The 14,878-nt window shown below is 65.4% G+C and carries 18 protein-coding genes; 14 read left to right on the top strand and 4 right to left on the bottom strand.

The features are described 5' to 3' along the window. Positions 1-71: 71 nt before the first annotated feature. A complete protein-coding gene (locus DFR67_RS17700) occupies positions 72-629 on the bottom strand; it encodes a potassium channel family protein (protein WP_110470816.1) in 558 nt (185 codons plus the stop codon). Between the two features lie 71 nt (positions 630-700). Between DFR67_RS17700 and hemW the strand changes: the two genes are divergently transcribed. After that, positions 701-1,873 carry a radical SAM family heme chaperone HemW gene (gene hemW / locus DFR67_RS17695; RefSeq protein WP_110470815.1) on the top strand — a complete coding sequence of 391 codons (1,173 nt, stop codon included), beginning with the start codon at positions 701-703 and terminating at the stop codon, positions 1,871-1,873. Here the strand turns inward: hemW and DFR67_RS17690 are convergent. Further along, positions 1,785-2,222, bottom strand: coding sequence for a type II toxin-antitoxin system VapB family antitoxin (locus DFR67_RS17690; protein WP_245938014.1), 438 nt, complete (start codon positions 2,220-2,222; stop codon positions 1,785-1,787). The genes hemW and DFR67_RS17690 overlap by 89 nt on opposite strands. A 68-nt stretch (positions 2,223-2,290) precedes the next feature. Between DFR67_RS17690 and hrcA the strand changes: the two genes are divergently transcribed. The 13 genes from hrcA (at position 2,291) to DFR67_RS17625 (ending at position 14,024) form a co-directional block, all read left to right on the top strand. Further along, positions 2,291-3,325 carry a heat-inducible transcriptional repressor HrcA gene (gene hrcA, locus DFR67_RS17685; RefSeq protein WP_110470933.1) on the top strand — a complete coding sequence of 345 codons (1,035 nt, stop codon included), beginning with the start codon at positions 2,291-2,293 and terminating at the stop codon, positions 3,323-3,325. Positions 3,326-3,393: 68 nt separating this feature from the next. Then, on the top strand, positions 3,394-4,548 hold the full coding sequence (dnaJ, locus tag DFR67_RS17680) for a molecular chaperone DnaJ (RefSeq protein WP_110470814.1): 1,155 nt from the start codon (positions 3,394-3,396) through the stop codon (positions 4,546-4,548). Positions 4,549-4,557: 9 nt separating this feature from the next. Beyond that, complete coding sequence (locus tag DFR67_RS17675) at positions 4,558-5,331, top strand: 16S rRNA (uracil(1498)-N(3))-methyltransferase (protein WP_110470813.1); 774 nt, start codon at positions 4,558-4,560, stop codon at positions 5,329-5,331. After that, a complete protein-coding gene (locus tag DFR67_RS17670; protein WP_110470932.1) occupies positions 5,328-6,110 on the top strand; it encodes an alpha/beta hydrolase family protein in 783 nt (260 codons plus the stop codon). The genes DFR67_RS17675 and DFR67_RS17670 overlap by 4 nt, the downstream gene beginning before the upstream one ends. 94 nt (positions 6,111-6,204) lie before the next feature. Beyond that, positions 6,205-7,272: a PhoH family protein gene (locus tag DFR67_RS17665; RefSeq protein WP_425451296.1), complete on the top strand. Its 1,068-nt coding sequence runs from the start codon at positions 6,205-6,207 to the stop codon at positions 7,270-7,272. After that, positions 7,269-7,823 carry an rRNA maturation RNase YbeY gene (gene ybeY, locus DFR67_RS17660; protein ID WP_110470812.1) on the top strand — a complete coding sequence of 185 codons (555 nt, stop codon included), beginning with the start codon at positions 7,269-7,271 and terminating at the stop codon, positions 7,821-7,823. Before DFR67_RS17665 ends, ybeY begins: the two co-directional genes overlap by 4 nt. Before the next feature lie 6 nt (positions 7,824-7,829). Then, positions 7,830-9,293: a hemolysin family protein gene (locus tag DFR67_RS17655; RefSeq protein ID WP_110470811.1), complete on the top strand. Its 1,464-nt coding sequence runs from the start codon at positions 7,830-7,832 to the stop codon at positions 9,291-9,293. After that, the gene (locus DFR67_RS17650) at positions 9,290-9,619 is read left to right on the top strand and encodes a cytidine/deoxycytidylate deaminase family protein (protein ID WP_110470810.1); all 330 of its coding nucleotides are present in this window, start codon (positions 9,290-9,292) and stop codon (positions 9,617-9,619) included. The genes DFR67_RS17655 and DFR67_RS17650 overlap by 4 nt, the downstream gene beginning before the upstream one ends. After that, positions 9,616-10,530, top strand: coding sequence for a GTPase Era (gene era / locus DFR67_RS17645; RefSeq protein WP_110470809.1), 915 nt, complete (start codon positions 9,616-9,618; stop codon positions 10,528-10,530). The genes DFR67_RS17650 and era overlap by 4 nt, the downstream gene beginning before the upstream one ends. Before the next feature lie 52 nt (positions 10,531-10,582). After that, entirely contained in the window at positions 10,583-11,962 is a 1,380-nt protein-coding gene (locus DFR67_RS17640; RefSeq protein ID WP_110470808.1) for a YhgE/Pip domain-containing protein, read from the top strand. A gap of 50 nt (positions 11,963-12,012) precedes the next feature. Then, the gene (gene recO / locus DFR67_RS17635; protein WP_110470930.1) at positions 12,013-12,840 is read left to right on the top strand and encodes a DNA repair protein RecO; all 828 of its coding nucleotides are present in this window, start codon (positions 12,013-12,015) and stop codon (positions 12,838-12,840) included. Further along, complete coding sequence (locus DFR67_RS17630) at positions 12,803-13,627, top strand: isoprenyl transferase (RefSeq protein WP_110470807.1); 825 nt, start codon at positions 12,803-12,805, stop codon at positions 13,625-13,627. Before recO ends, DFR67_RS17630 begins: the two co-directional genes overlap by 38 nt. Next, a complete protein-coding gene (locus DFR67_RS17625; RefSeq protein ID WP_245938013.1) occupies positions 13,620-14,024 on the top strand; it encodes a hypothetical protein in 405 nt (134 codons plus the stop codon). Before DFR67_RS17630 ends, DFR67_RS17625 begins: the two co-directional genes overlap by 8 nt. 26 nt (positions 14,025-14,050) lie before the next feature. Here DFR67_RS17625 and DFR67_RS17620 read toward each other — a convergent pair whose 3' ends face one another. Then, the gene (locus DFR67_RS17620) at positions 14,051-14,464 is read right to left on the bottom strand and encodes a Fur family transcriptional regulator (RefSeq protein ID WP_110470806.1); all 414 of its coding nucleotides are present in this window, start codon (positions 14,462-14,464) and stop codon (positions 14,051-14,053) included. Beyond that, positions 14,461-14,811: an ArsR/SmtB family transcription factor gene (locus DFR67_RS17615; RefSeq protein ID WP_110470805.1), complete on the bottom strand. Its 351-nt coding sequence runs from the start codon at positions 14,809-14,811 to the stop codon at positions 14,461-14,463. The genes DFR67_RS17620 and DFR67_RS17615 overlap by 4 nt, the downstream gene beginning before the upstream one ends. Between the last annotated feature and the right edge of the window lie 67 nt (positions 14,812-14,878).

The raw sequence follows: 14,878 nt of genomic DNA, 5'->3' as shown, positions 1-14,878 counted from the left end.
TACTTCGACTCACGGCGAGCCGAAGTCTGATGCCTACCTGTCCTGGAGTTCCAACAATGACGCTTTCGTTGTCATTCCCCGGCAGGCGGTGTCGGTGCCTTCGTGAGGTCGCGGCCCCACTTCACCGCAGCCAGGATGATCTTGATCCCCACACCGACCACGATCAGGTTGAGCACCATCTGCACCGTCACCACCGCGCGTGAGAGATCGACGGAGGCGGTGATGTCGCCGAATCCGACGGTCGCGAAGACCGAGATGGTGAAGTACAGCGAACTCATCCGCGACAGCGGCTCGTTGAACTGGGAGGGGTCGTTGGCCGAGAGCATGAAGTACCCGAGAGAGAAGGCGAGCAGGTAGATCGGCGCGATGATCGCCAGCGCCTGTATGGCCTGTACGGCCGGCGTCGGGGACCGCATGATCTGACCGATCTGCCACACCGCGGTCAGGAGGGCGACCGCGAGAAACGCGAGCACGATGGCCAGGCCGGCCCAGTCGTCGAAGGTTTTCCACGGCAGCGCGAAGTAGGCGACGAGGTACAGCAGGACCGTGGCAACCGATCGCAGCGTCGACAGCACGAGAAGTCGCTTCGGCCACTCGATCTTCGTGCCGGCTTCGCTCGACGCTGTCATGGCTGACCCCCGCTCGTTCGCGGGCGTGCATTTGGTGTTGCGACAGGCCCTGCTGGGATGATCGAACCACGATGTCGAACATTCTGATCCCTCGATCGCACACCGAGACGCCCCTCGGTCTCTACATCCACGTCCCGTTCTGTGCGACGCGCTGTGGATATTGCGACTTCAACACCTATACGGCGGGCGAACTCGGAACGGCCGCGTCGACGGATCAGTGGCACACCGCCCTGGACGGCGAGCTGGCCATGGCGGCGCGGCGATTGTCGCCTGCGAGACCGGTGTCGACGATCTTCGTCGGTGGCGGCACTCCGTCGCTGCTCGGCGCCGAGGGTCTCGGCGAGGTCTTGACCTCGGTGCGGCGACACTTCGACATCGCCCCGGGCGCCGAGATCACCACCGAGTCGAATCCGGAGTCGACCTCGCCGGAGTTCTTCGCGGGCATCGCCGCGAGTGGCTTCACCCGCGTCTCCCTGGGCATGCAGTCGGCTGCGAGTCACGTGCTCAAGGTGCTCGACCGCACGCACACCCCTGGCCGGGCGGTGACCGCGGCTCTCGAGGCCCGCGCCGCAGGCATCGAGCACGTGAACCTCGACCTCATCTACGGAACGCCGGGGGAGCGGGACGAGGACCTGCGCGCCTCACTCGACGCCGTCCTGGCAGCGGGGGTGGATCATGTGTCCGCCTATGCGCTGATCGTCGAAGACGGCACGGCGCTGGCCCGGCGGGTCCGCCGGGGCGAGCTGCCTGCCCCGGACGACGACGTCCTGGCCTGGCGTTACGAGATGATCGACGCAGCTCTGACCGCGGCGGGAATGCAGTGGTACGAGGTGTCGAACTGGGCGAGTGCCGGCGTTCCTGACGCTGAGTGCCGCCATAATCTCGGCTACTGGGACAGCGCGGACTGGTGGGGTGCGGGTCCGGGAGCGCATTCACACGTCGGCGGTGTCCGCTGGTGGAATCACAAGCACCCGGCGAAGTACGCGGCCGCGGTTGCAGCGGGCGACCTCCCGGTCGCGGGGACCGAGGAGTTGACCTCGGACGATCAGCACACCGAACGTGTGATGCTGACCCTGCGCCGCTCGACGGGATTGCCCTGGGATGAACTCGACGCCGCTGAGCAGGCGCGCGCCCGGCAGACCATCTCCGATGGACTCACCGAACTCGTCGGACGCTCCCTGGTTCTGTCCAACCGTGGTCGTCTGCTCGCCGATGGGGTGGTTCGAAACCTGTTGGTGGAGTAGCGAAATCGTCCGTCGGAGCTGCTGCCGAGGCGCTCTGTTGCGTGAGCGCGGACATGTTGTCGAGGTCGAGCAACCGGGCGTGGATGACGTGGCGGTTCCGTAGCGCCGACCGGACTGCCCGGTGCAGGCCGTCTTCGAGATACATGTCGCCGTTCCACCGCACCGCGTGCGCGAAGAGGTCGCCGTAGAACGTGGAGTCCTCCGAGAGCAGCTTGTCCAGCGCCAGCACCGTGGTGACGGTGATCAGTTGGTCGAGGCGCAATTGCCGCGGCGGGATCTTGGCCCAGTCACGGATCGACAGCTGATGGTCCGGGTACGGCTTGCCGTCGCGGACGCCTTTGAAGATCACCGGTTCACCGTATCCGGTCCGGGTCGCCGTAGACTGGATCAACACTGATGGTTGGAGGTGAACTGCTCATGTCGAGCACTGATGAACGTCGCTTCGAGGTCCTGCGCGCGATCGTCACCGATTACGTGGCGACCCAGGAACCGATCGGCTCGAAGGCTCTCGTCGAACGTCACCATCTCGGTGTGTCCAGCGCCACAGTCCGCAACGACATGGCGGTGCTCGAGGCCGAGGGCTACATCACACAGCCACATACGAGCTCGGGTCGCGTGCCCACCGACAAGGGGTACCGGCTGTTCGTCGACCGGATCAGCGAGGTCAAGCCGATCTCACAGGTCGAGCGGCGGGCGATCCTCAGTTTCCTCGATTCCGGCGTCGACCTCGACGACGTCTTGCGCCGCTCGGTACAACTTCTCGCCCAGCTGACCCGTCAGGTCGCGGTCATCCAGTACCCGGTGCTGTCGTCATCGGCGGTGCGGCATCTCGAAGTCGTCGCGCTGAGCCCGTCACGACTGCTGCTGGTCGTCATCACCGACACCGGACGCGTCGAGCAGCGCATGGTCGAATTGGGTGCTGACCTCGGAGACAACGACATCGCGCGGTTGCGGGACATGTTCTCGGCGGCACTCAACGGTCAACGCCTCGAGGTCGCCTCCCACGCGGTGGCAGAACTCGCGAACCAGGCTCCCGAAGACCTGCGTCAGCCGTTCATCCGGGTCGCGACCGTTTTGGTCGAAACGCTGGTCGAGCGTTCTGCCGACCGCCTCGTTCTCGGTGGAACCTCGAATCTCACCAGGGCGGCGGCAGACTTCGCGCCGATGGCCGGGGCGATGGGGTCGGTGCTCGAAGCACTCGAAGAGCAGGTGGTGGTGCTCAAGCTGTTGGCCGCCACCCAGAACTCCGGGACCGTCACGGTCCAGATCGGTGAGGAGACCCGCGAAGAGAACCTGCGGGGAACCGCGGTGGTTTCCACCGGGTACGGTGCCTCGGGAACAGTTTTCGGTGGTCTCGGGGTGCTCGGCCCGACCCGCATGGACTATCCGGGAACGATTGCCTCGGTCGCCGCCGTTGCCAGATATGTCGGCGAGGTCCTGGCCGACCGATGACGTGCAGCGCCGCACGCACGCCGAGTACATGAACACACTTACGAGAAGAGAACGGACAACACACCGCCGTGGCACGTGATTACTACGGGATTCTTGGGGTGGACCGGGGCGCGAGTGATCAGGAGATCAAACGCGCGTACCGCAAGCTCGCCCGCGAACTGCATCCCGACGTCAACCCTGACGAGTCTGCTCAGACCAGATTCCAGGATGTGTCGGCTGCATACGAGGTACTGACAGACCCGGACAAGCGCCGCATCGTCGACGCCGGCGGAGATCCGCTGGAGTCCGCCGGAGCGGGCGGGTTCGGAGGGTTCGGCAATGGCGGCCGCACCGGCGGCCTCGGCGACGTGTTCGAAGCCTTCTTCGGTGGGGCCGGCGGTGGCAGCAGAGGGCCCCGGGGTCGAGTGCAACCCGGCTCCGACGCGTTGCTGCGCATGAAGCTCGATCTCGACGAATGTGCCGCGGGCGTCAGCAAAGAGGTCCGCGTGGACACTGCGATCCTGTGCGATGTGTGCACCGGATCGGGCACCAACGGCAACAGCAAGCCGGTCACCTGTAGCACCTGTAAGGGTGCCGGCGAGATCCAGTCGGTCCAGCGGTCGTTCCTCGGCCAGGTCATGACTTCCCGACCTTGCCCTACCTGTAACGGTGTCGGCGAGACCATTCCCGACCCCTGCCACAAATGCGGGGGCGACGGCCGCGTGCGGTCTGAGCGAACGCTGACCGTGAAGATCCCGGCCGGTGTCGGTGAAGGCATGCGGGTGCGGCTTGTCGGCCAGGGCGAGGTCGGGCCCGGCGGCGGTGCTGCCGGTGACCTCTACGTGGAGGTGGCGGAAAAACAGCACTCGGTGTTCGTCCGCGACGGCGACGATCTGCACTGCACCATCCGAGTACCGATGGTCGACGCCGCGCTGGGCGGATCGCTCGACATCGACACCATCCTCGGCGGGTCCACCACCGTGACGATCGACGCGGGCACGCAGCCTGGTCAGATCGCCAAAGTTCGTGGGCAGGGCATGCCGCACCTGCACACCGGTGTCCGGGGCGCGCTGCACGTACATCTCGATGTCGTGGTGCCCACGCGACTCGACGCCCAGCAGACCGCGAAGCTCAAGGAGTACCAGAAGCTGGCGGTGGGCGAGCAGATCGAACTGGTGACCGCCGGATCATCCAACACCGGTGGACTGTTCTCGCGGCTACGTAACGCGTTCGCCGGGCGCTGACCTGCACCGATGAGCCCACCGCTGTTCTGGGTCGATGCGGTTCCCGGCGCGGAATCCTTGGTGCGGTTGAGCGGTGACGAAGGCCGTCACGCGGTGACCGTGACCAGAGTCGTTGTGGGAGAACGGATCATCGTCTCCGACGGCGCCGGTACGGCAGGGCTCTGCGAGGTGGTCGACACCATCGGGAAGAGTGAGCTCGACGCCCGGGTTCTCGACATTCTCAGGACGCCGCCACCTGCGCCGACGGTCACGATCGTGCAGGCCCTGCCGAAATCCGAGCGTTCGGAATTGGCCGTGGATCTCGCGACCGAGGCAGGCGCCGATGCGATCGTGCCCTGGCAGAGCGCGCGCTGCGTGTCGAAGTGGGTGGGCCCGAAGGCGGACAAAGGTGTTGCCAAGTGGCGGTCTGCCGCCAGGGCCGCGGCCAAACAGAGCCGACGCGCCTACATCCCCGCAATCTCTCCGCTCGCCACCACCAAAGAGGTCATTGCGAGAGCGCAATCCGTGATCGAGGCCGGCGGTGTGGTCGCGGTGCTCCACGAAGGGGCGGCGACGAGCCTGTCCGCGCTCCCGATGGCGTCGGCGCCCGAGATCATGCTGGTGATCGGACCTGAAGGCGGACTGGACGATTCGGAGATCGCAGCCCTGACCGCGGTGGGCGCGACCTCCGTCCTGCTCGGTCCCGAGGTGCTGCGCACCTCGAGTGCGGGCGCCGTGGCACTGGGAGCGATCGGCGCTCTCACGTCCAGATGGGACGTCGGACCAGGATGGCGGGCACTGTGAAACGCGTCAAACTTGTTTACGGAGAACGTAACTCGCAGTTCGGGCACCTCTACCTTCCGCCTGCACCTGCTGCCGGCCCGGTTCCACTCATCGTGCTGGTGCATGGCGGCTACTGGAGTACCGAGTTCGCTCTCACGATCGAATCGGCCGTCGCCAGAGACCTCGCCGACCGCGGGGCCATCGTGTGGAACATCGAATACCGCAGGGTGGGGGAGGACGGCGGAGGGTGGCCGCGGACCGGAAACGACGTGATCGCCGCCCTCTCGGCACTCGACGGCCCGGTCCGACATGCCGTCGGCGAGGACATCGCAGATCGGGTGGCCTGGGCTGAGGTCAGCGTGATCGGGCACTCCGCCGGAGGGCAACTCGCCGTCTGGGCTGCGTCCCGGTTGGGGGCCAAGACGGAGCGGACGACGATCGCGACCGTCATCGCGCAGGCCGCGGCCCTGGACCTGTGCTTCGGCGACCGCCCGGCCCGACCGTCGCTGCGGGCACTCATGGGTGCATCGAACGCGCAGGCGCCCCAGCTCTACGCCGACGCCTCACCAGTCGATCAGCCACCGTTTCCAGCGCACGTGGTGGCCATCCACGGCGACCTCGACACCTCCCTGCCCGTCGACATCAGTCGCGACTATGTGCAGCGGGTAACGGCGGCCGGCCAGTCGGCCGAACTCATCGTCGTCGCTGGTGAGGGCCATGATGTGTTCGTCGATCCGCGCAGCCGCGGCCACCTCGAGACCGTCCGGGTGCTCGGGCTACCGAGGCGGTCGAAATATTGAGGCGAAATGCGGCGTTTCGTGGACGTAGAATCACTACTGAACCATCGGTGCCAACTGATGATCGACCACAGGCAGAGCAGGAGAAACAACCTTCGTGAGAGATGACAACAGCGCAGCCCGGGCGGACCAAGGCGCGGCCGGGACTCAGACGCGCGGCGCGGTGACCACAACGCTCGAAGTGTCGCCCGATGTCATTTTCGGACTGCTCGGTGCCGGCGACAAGAATCTGCGTGAACTCGAGTCGCATCTGGTGGCCGACATCCATGTGCGCGGCAACGCGGTGAAGTTCACCGGGGAACCGGCGGACGTGGCGATCGCCGAGCGGGTGGTGTCCGAACTGGTGTCGGTGGTCCGTCGCGGTACGGAGCTGACCCCCGATCTCGTGCGGCACAGCGTTCGTATGCTCAGCGACGGCTCCGGGGAATCCCCGGCCGAGGTGCTCAGCCTCGACATCCTGTCCAGGCGCGGCAAGACCATTCGGCCCAAGACTCTCAACCAGAAGCACTACGTCGACGCCATCGACAAGAACACGATCGTGTTCGGGATGGGTCCGGCAGGTACGGGTAAGACCTACCTCGCCATGGCCAAGGCAGTCCAGTCGTTGCAGAAGAAAGAGGTCAGCCGCATCATCCTGACGCGGCCCGCCGTGGAGGCAGGCGAACGCCTCGGATTCCTCCCCGGCACGTTGCACGACAAGATCGACCCGTATCTGCGTCCGCTCCACGACGCACTGCACGACATGATGGATCCGGAGGCGATCCCGAAGTTGATGGAGGCCGGTGTCATCGAGGTCGCCCCGCTGGCCTATATGCGTGGTCGCACCCTCAACGACGCCTTCATCATCCTCGACGAGGCGCAGAACACGACCGCCGAGCAGATGAAGATGTTCCTGACCAGGCTCGGGTTCGGCTCGAAGATCGTCGTCACCGGCGACGTCACCCAGGTCGATCTACCGTCGGGTGGTTCTGAGAGCGGTTTGCGGGCCGCGGCACGCATCCTCGAGGGCATCGAGGACATCCAGTTCTCGCAACTGACCAGCGCCGATGTGGTGCGCCACCGGCTGGTCGCCGACATCGTCGACGCGTACGGCCGGGAAGAGGCCACCAACGAGCTGCACGGCAATCGCGCCCAGCGGCGCGCCGGTGGTGGACGCAACCGATGAGCATCGAGGTTTCCAACGAATCCGGCATCGATGTGCCGGAGGAGATGCTGATCGACGTCGCGACCTTTGCTCTCGGTCGGATGGACGTGCATCCGGCCGCGGAACTGTCGATGGTGCTCGTGGACAACGAGACCATGGCTGAACTGCACATGCGTTGGATGGATTTGCCCGGACCGACCGACGTCATGAGTTTTCCGATGGACGAACTCAGCCCTGGTGGACGTCCGGACACCCCCGGACCCGGTCCGTCGATGCTCGGCGACATCGTGCTGTGTCCTGAGTTCGCGGCGGAGCAGGCCGCGACGGCGCGGCACTCGACCGATCATGAGCTGTCGGTACTGACCGTGCACGGCGTGCTGCACCTGCTGGGATTCGATCACGCCGAACCCGAAGAGGAAAAAGCGATGTTCGGCCTGCAGGGGCAGATCATAGAAGACTGGTACGACGACCGGCGCGCCCGGGCTCGCGCCGCGCGGATGGCGGAAAAAGACGCAAAACTACTGCACAGTACCGGCTTCGGAGAGAACAACCCGGACGCCGGGGAGAGCTGATCAACCGTGCTGTCTGACGTGTTACCACTGCTGGCAGCAGTGGCGCTCGTGCCTATCGGCGGCTTGTTCGCCGCCATCGACAACGCATTGATGACCGTGTCGCCGGCTCGCGTCGACGATCTCATCAAAGACGGCAGGCCGGGCGCGCGCAAACTGCGCGAAGTGCTCTCCGACCGGCCGAAATACGTGGCGTTGACGGTCCTGTTGCGCATCGGTTGTGAAACAGCCGCAACGGTATTCGCGGCCGTGTACGCGATCGGGGTACTCGGGTCGCCGTGGGGGATCGTCGTCGCGATCGCCGCCATGGCGGTGGTCAGCTACGTCATCATCGGCGTCGGGCCACGGACGCTGGGCAGCCAGCACGCGTACTCGATCGCGGTCAACTCCGCTGCCGTACTCCAGGCGATCGGTGTGCTGCTGACGCCGCTGACCAGATTGCTCATCATGATCGGTAACGCGGTCACCCCGGGTAAGGGATTCCGCAACGGGCCGTTCGCCACCGAGGTCGAGCTCCGTGAGGTGGTCGACATGGCCGAACTCACCGGTGTGGTCGCCGCGGGCGAGCGACGAATGATCCAGTCCGTCTTTGATCTCGGAGATACCAGCGCTCGCGAAGTGATGGTTCCGCGCGGGGAGATGGTGTGGATCGAGGCCGACAAGACAGCCGCACAGGCCACTTCGTTGGCGGTGCGTTCAGGCCATTCGCGACTGCCGGTGATCGGTGAGAATCCGGATGACGTCCTCGGTGTCGTCTACCTCAAAGATCTCGTCCAGCGTGGGTTGCCGCCCGCGCAACCGACCGCTGTCGAGGTCCGCGAACTGATGCGCGAACCCGAGTTCATCCCGGACTCCAAACCACTCGACAAGGTGCTTGCCGACATGCAGCGCAGTCGCAACCACATGGCGCTGCTCGTGGACGAATACGGCGGCATCGCCGGCCTGGTGACCATCGAGGATGTGCTCGAAGAGATCGTCGGTGAGATCAACGACGAATACGACACCGACGAGGTGCCGCCGATCGAACCACTGGGCGATGAGTCCGGCGGTTACCGGGTGTCGTCGCGCCTGCCGATCGACGACCTGGCCGAGTTGTTCGACGTCGAGATCGACGAAGACGAGGTCGAGACGGTCGGCGGCCTATTCGGACTGGTGCTGGGCCGGGTGCCGCTACCGGGTGCGACGGTGACGTTGCACGGCTTGCAATTGCTGGCCGAAGGTGGCCCCAACCGTCAAGGGCGGGTGCGCATCACATCGGTGATCGTGCACAAGCTGGTCGAGAAGGAACAAGAGAAGAAGAAGAAACGCAAGAAGAAGCGCGAGGAGCGTGCTGACGAAGCCGCGGCCGCGCAGGCAGGCGTCGACGCCGAGGACGACGAGGAGCAGGGCAACCCGGAGACGCTCGAGAGTCCGCAGCAGGAGATCACCGGGACAGCAGACCGAACCACGCACCTACACGAGGAGGCGTCATGAGTGCCGAACCAGCCGCCTCAGGACTAGACGAGGAAGACCAGAAGTTGCTGACCCTGGCTCGCGGTGCCATGGGTCGCGCCGAGGCGACGACGGGCGCCGCAGTGCGTGACACCGATGGGCGGACCTATGCGGCCGGCCCGGTGTCGCTGGTGGCCCTCGATCTATCCGCCCTGCAGGTGGCCGTCGCGATGGCCATCGCGAGCGGCGCTCCGGGATTCGAGGCAGCCGTGTTGGTGGGGACGACGGAAGACGACGGCGATCCAGGTTTGGCAGCGCTGACCGAGGTCAGCGCCGACGCCTACGCGGTCATGGTGACCGCGGCATGAGCGATGACGAGTTCCGGTCAGGCTTCGTCTGTTTCGTGGGCAGGCCCAACACGGGCAAATCGACCCTGACCAACGCGCTGGTGGGCGAGAAGATCGCCATCACCTCGAGTCGTCCGCAGACGACGCGGCACACGATCCGCGGCATCGTCAATCGTGATGACACCCAACTGATCCTCGTCGACACCCCGGGGCTGCACCGGCCACGGACCCTGCTGGGCAAGCGCCTCAACGATCTGGTGCGGGACACGTACTCCGAGGTCGACGCGATCGGGCTCTGCATTCCGGCCGACGAGAAGATCGGCCCCGGAGATCGCTGGATCGCCGAGCAACTCAAAGAGATGGCGCCCAAGACCCCGATCGTCGGGCTGGTCACCAAGATCGACAAGGTGAAGCCGGAGCGTATCGCGCAACAGCTCATGGCGATCTCTGCTCTGCTGGGTCCCGACGCGGAGGTGGTCCCGGTGTCGGCGGTCAAAGGCAAGCAACTCGACGTCGTCGTCGATGTACTCCGAGGCCTGATGGAACCGGGCCCGGCGTTCTATCCCGACGGCGAACTCACCGACGAGCCCGAAGAGACCTTGATGGCGGAGTTCATCCGGGAAGCGGCGCTCGAAGGCATCCACGACGAGCTGCCCCATTCCCTCGCGGTGGTCATCGAGGAGGTCATCGAGCGCGAGCGCGACGACAACCAGACTCCGATGATCGACGTCCACGCGATTCTCTACGTCGAACGCAGCAGTCAAAAGGGCATCATCATCGGTAAGCACGGGGCCAGGCTCAAAGAAGTGGGGACTGCGGCCCGCAAGCAGATCGAGAAAGTGCTCGGCGCAAAGGTCTATCTCGACCTCCATGTGAAGGTCGCAAAGGATTGGCAACGCGATCCGAAGCAGATGGGAAAGCTCGGCTTCTAGAATCCGGCGGGCCGCACCACAGGTTCGGCCACGGCAGGGTTCAATATCCGGTATGGGTGATCCGCAGCGGGGCGAGGCAGAGCACAAGCACGAACGTCCGCCAGGTGCCCTGGATCTCGGAGTCCAAGGAGCGCTGCGGTCCTGGAAGCTGTGGATACTGCCGTTGGCCGTGGTCGTCGGCGTCATGGGATTGCTCGGCGCGATGTACATGGCGCCCGTCGTCAATCCCCAAGAGCACCTCACCGACTATCCGATCGTGATCGTCAACGACGACACCGGCGCTCCCGAACCCGGAGGCGGCGCCGAGCGGAACCTCGGCAAAGAGCTGATCGACGGTTTCATCAGCAGCGTCGACCAGCAGTATCCCGGGAAGTTCGACCTCGAGGTCGTCGACCGGAACACCGCGCTGACCCGACTGGACAACGCGCAGGCCTACGGCGCCATGATCATCCCCGACGATTTCAGCGCGTCGAGCTTTGCGTTTCTGGGATCGGCCATCGGCAACGACAAGGTCGATCAACCGACGATCCAGGTACTGACCAACCCCGGGGTCGGGGCCATCGCGAACGAGATCACCGCGACCTTCTTCACCCAGGCGATGCCGCAGTTGAACGAACAGTTCGGACAACAGCTGACCGCAGCCCTCACCGCACAGACCGACGCGGCGGGCGTGAGGATCACCGGTGCGGGTCTGACCGCCATCGCGAACCCCATCGACGTGCAGGTGAGTGCGGCAAACCCACTACCCGACAATGCCGGTAGCGGCCTGACCGCCTTCTACTACGCCCTGTTGCTCATCCTCGCCGGCTTCACCGGCACCATGATCATCCAGACCATCATCGACGGTCGGCTCGGATTCGGGCCCATCGAGTTGGGCCCCGTCTACCAACTCAGAAAACGCATACCCATCTCCAGACTGGGGACGTTGGTGGTGAAGTGGTGGACCGTCTTCCTGGTCGCGTTGATCATGTCGGCGCTCTTCGTGGGCATCTGCACCTGGGTCGGCATGTACACACCGAACAAGATGGCGCTGTGGATGTTCGGAGTCCTGGTCATCACCGCGGTCGGCGTGATGGCGACGTCGATCATCGCAATCTTCGGAAGCGCGGGATTGATCATCAACCTCGTCTTCTTCGTGATCTTGGGCCTGCCGACCTCGGGTGGCACCGTGCCGCTGGAAGCCGAAGCCGGGTTCTTCCGAGGACTGGCGGTGATCGAACCGCTGCATCAGGCGTTCATGGGTGCACGGTCGATCTTGTTCTTCGACGCCAACGCTGCTGCCGGTCTGGGTGATGCCCTGATCATGTTCTCGACCTTCCTGTTGGTCGGGCTGGTGATCGGGCCGATCGCGTGCATCTTCTACGACCGCAGGGGTCTGATCCGGCGACCACCGGAGCCGACGAGCGCGCCGGCCCACGCCGCGGACGCCTGAAGGCGCATGTCGCGGACCACTTCGTCGGTGGTCGGTGGAAGAATGACCCGGTGAGGTTGTATCGGGATGAGGCAGTCGTGCTTCGCCAGCACAAGCTGGGGGAGGCCGACCGCATCATCACGCTGCTCACCAAGGAGCACGGTCTCGTTCGCGCGGTCGCCAAAGGGGTTCGGCGTACCCGCTCGAAGTTCGGGGCGCGCCTCGAACCGTTCGCCCACGTCGATGTCCTGCTGCACCCGGGCCGCAACCTCGACATCGTCACCCAGGTCTACAGCCTCGACACCTTTGCCTCGGCCATCGTGTCCGACTACGGTCGCTACACCACGGCGTGCGCGATCCTGGAGACCGCGGAGCGTCTCGCCGGTGAAGAGCGGGCCCCGGCCGCCCGGCTCCAGCGGCTGACGGTCGGCGCGCTGCGCGCTGTCGCCGGCGGCGAACGTCCCAAAGAACTCGTCCTCGACGCCTTCCTGCTGCGAGCCATGGATTTCGCAGGCTGGATGCCTGCACTGGACACTTGCGCACGCTGCGGCGATTCCGGGCCCCACCGGGCCTTCCACGTCGCCGTGGGTGGGGCGGTCTGTGTGCACTGCCGGCCACCGGGCGCGGCGACTCCGTCACCCGGAGTCCTGGATCTCATGGACGCGCTCTACCGTGGCCAGTGGGAACACACCACCGAGGTGACCGAATCGGCTCGCCGACAGGCCAGCGGTCTGACCGCGGCGCATCTGCAGTGGCACCTGGAGCGTCAACTGCGAACGTTGCCTCTGATCGAGCGCGAGGCGCCGCATCGCGGTCTCACCTTTTCCGGTGTGAACGCCGCCACCGTAAGGAAGGACATACGTGATCCAGCGACGGCGCAACACGGCGCAGCAGGCTGAACCGGTAGTACGTCAGGTCCGGCCGCCGGACCCGCACCCGTCCGGCGCACGTCCGCCCGCGATCCCGGCCGAGTTCGTGCCGAAACATGTCGCGTTGGTGATGGACGGGAACGGCCGCTGGGCAACCGACCGTGGTCTGCCCCGCACCGAAGGACACAAACGCGGTGAGGCGGTCCTGATGGACGCCGTCTGCGGATGTATCGAACTCGGCGTCGGGTGGTTGTCGGCGTACGCGTTCTCCACCGAGAACTGGAGCCGGAGCCCGGATGAGGTGAAGTTCCTGATGGGCTTCAACCGTGATGTCATCCGGCGGCGCCGCGACGAGATGAACGAGATGGGCGTTCGGGTCCGCTGGGCCGGGCGTCGGCCGAGACTGTGGCGCAGCGTCATTCGTGAGCTCGAGGTCGCCGAAGAACTCACCAAGGAGAACACGGTGATGACCCTGACGATGTGCGTCAACTACGGGGGCCGGGCAGAGATCGCCGATGCTGCCAAGGAGATCGCCCGACGGGCTGCCGCGGGCACCCTCGACCCCGAGCGGATCACCGAGGCATCCTTCGCCCGGTACCTCGACGAGCCCGACATGCCCGACGTCGACCTGTTCCTGCGGCCGTCGGGGGAGCAGCGCATCTCCAACTTCCTGCTGTGGCAGTCCGCGTACGCCGAGATGGTCTACCAGCACAAGCTCTTCCCCGACTTCGATCGACGCGACCTGTGGGACGCCTGCATCGAGTACGCCAGTCGCGACCGGCGTTTCGGCGGAGTACCGGGGTCGACCGGTGCCTGACGACGACAACGGGCCAGGCCTGATCGCCCGCACCGCGGCGGTGTTGTCCACGCAGATGTCGGTGCAGGCCGGCGAGGACGACTCACTGACCGTGTACCACCAGGGCACCGTCGTCTCGATTCGAGCGCTGGCGCTGGCGCCGGGCCTCGAGGTGCTGTCGCTGACCCAGGTGCTGGCCTGGGATCTGCCCGTCACCGAACAGTTGCGGTCGGATGTCGAGGCGGCCTCGAGTGCGTCGAACTTCGGGACGATCAAACTCGCCGTGAACGAGGTGACAGCTGATGTGCTGCTGCACTACACATTTCCGGCGAGCACACTCAGCGACGAGGCCTTGGCCACCATGTTGCTGATGGTGCTCGGTGCAGGTGCCGATGTGGGTGTGAGCATCCGCGGCTAGCCGTGCCCGGTGTCGAGAACAACGCGTCAGGCGCAGGAGCTGCAACGACCGAAGACCTCGACGGTGTGACTGATCTCGGTGAAACCGTGTTCGGCTGCGACGTCGATGGCCCACTTCTCGACGACATCGGCCTGCACTTCGACGGTGTTTCCGCAGAGACGACAGACCAAGTGGTGGTGATGGTGGCCGGTGGAGCAGTGCCGATACAGCGATTCGCCCGAGTCGGTGCGTAGTACGTCGACCTGACCGGCGTCGGCGAGCGCTTGCAGATTGCGGTAGACGGTGGTCAGTCCGATGGACTGGCCGGCGGCCTTGAGGTTGTCGTGCAGATCCTGCGCCGAACGAAATTCGTCACTGCCGGAGAGCAATTCGGCGATAGCGCTGCGCTGCCGGGTGGACCGGACCCCGGTCACCGGCCGCTGCTGCGTCTCCGAGCTCATGACTTCGGCTCTTCATTGGCGTGGGCGATCGCGTCGGTGACGATGTGGGCGAGGTGATCGTCGACGAGTGTGTAGAGCACCTCGCGACCCGAGCGCCGGCCTTCGACGACCCCGGCCGACTTCAGGACCCGTAGGTGCTGGCTGATCAGGGGCTGCGGTACCGAGAGGGCCCCGACCAGCTCGTGGACGCACCGGCCACCGGTCAGCAATTCCAGCACGATCGCGATCCGGACGGGAGCGGACAACGCCCGCAGGAGATCGCCCGCTGCGTCGAGTGCTTTCTTGTCGACGGCGGCCGACCCCGAGACGTTGGTCGGTGGTTCGCTGTGGACTGGTTGTGTTGTCACGGGCGCTCCAGGATGAGATCTGTTTGATCGGGCAGGCTGTTGGTAACCATTTTCATATGCGTGCGAC

The sequence above is a fragment of the Williamsia limnetica genome (genome assembly GCF_003217475.1).
Classification (GTDB): Bacteria; Actinomycetota; Actinomycetes; order Mycobacteriales; family Mycobacteriaceae; genus Williamsia; species Williamsia limnetica.
This window is presented reverse-complemented; position numbering and strand designations above follow the sequence as displayed.

Coding starts and splice junctions, on each gene's coding strand:
- ybeY (WP_110470812.1), top strand. CDS start 7,269: ATGAGCATCGAGGTTTCCAACGAATCCGGCATCGATGTGCCGGAGGAG.
- hrcA (WP_110470933.1), top strand. CDS start 2,291: ATGTCGAGCACTGATGAACGTCGCTTCGAGGTCCTGCGCGCGATCGTC.
- hemW (WP_110470815.1), top strand. CDS start 701: ATGTCGAACATTCTGATCCCTCGATCGCACACCGAGACGCCCCTCGGT.
- DFR67_RS17675 (WP_110470813.1), top strand. CDS start 4,558: ATGAGCCCACCGCTGTTCTGGGTCGATGCGGTTCCCGGCGCGGAATCC.
- DFR67_RS17650 (WP_110470810.1), top strand. CDS start 9,290: ATGAGTGCCGAACCAGCCGCCTCAGGACTAGACGAGGAAGACCAGAAG.
- DFR67_RS17700 (WP_110470816.1), bottom strand. CDS start 629: ATGACAGCGTCGAGCGAAGCCGGCACGAAGATCGAGTGGCCGAAGCGA.
- DFR67_RS17640 (WP_110470808.1), top strand. CDS start 10,583: ATGGGTGATCCGCAGCGGGGCGAGGCAGAGCACAAGCACGAACGTCCG.
- era (WP_110470809.1), top strand. CDS start 9,616: ATGAGCGATGACGAGTTCCGGTCAGGCTTCGTCTGTTTCGTGGGCAGG.
- DFR67_RS17620 (WP_110470806.1), bottom strand. CDS start 14,464: ATGAGCTCGGAGACGCAGCAGCGGCCGGTGACCGGGGTCCGGTCCACC.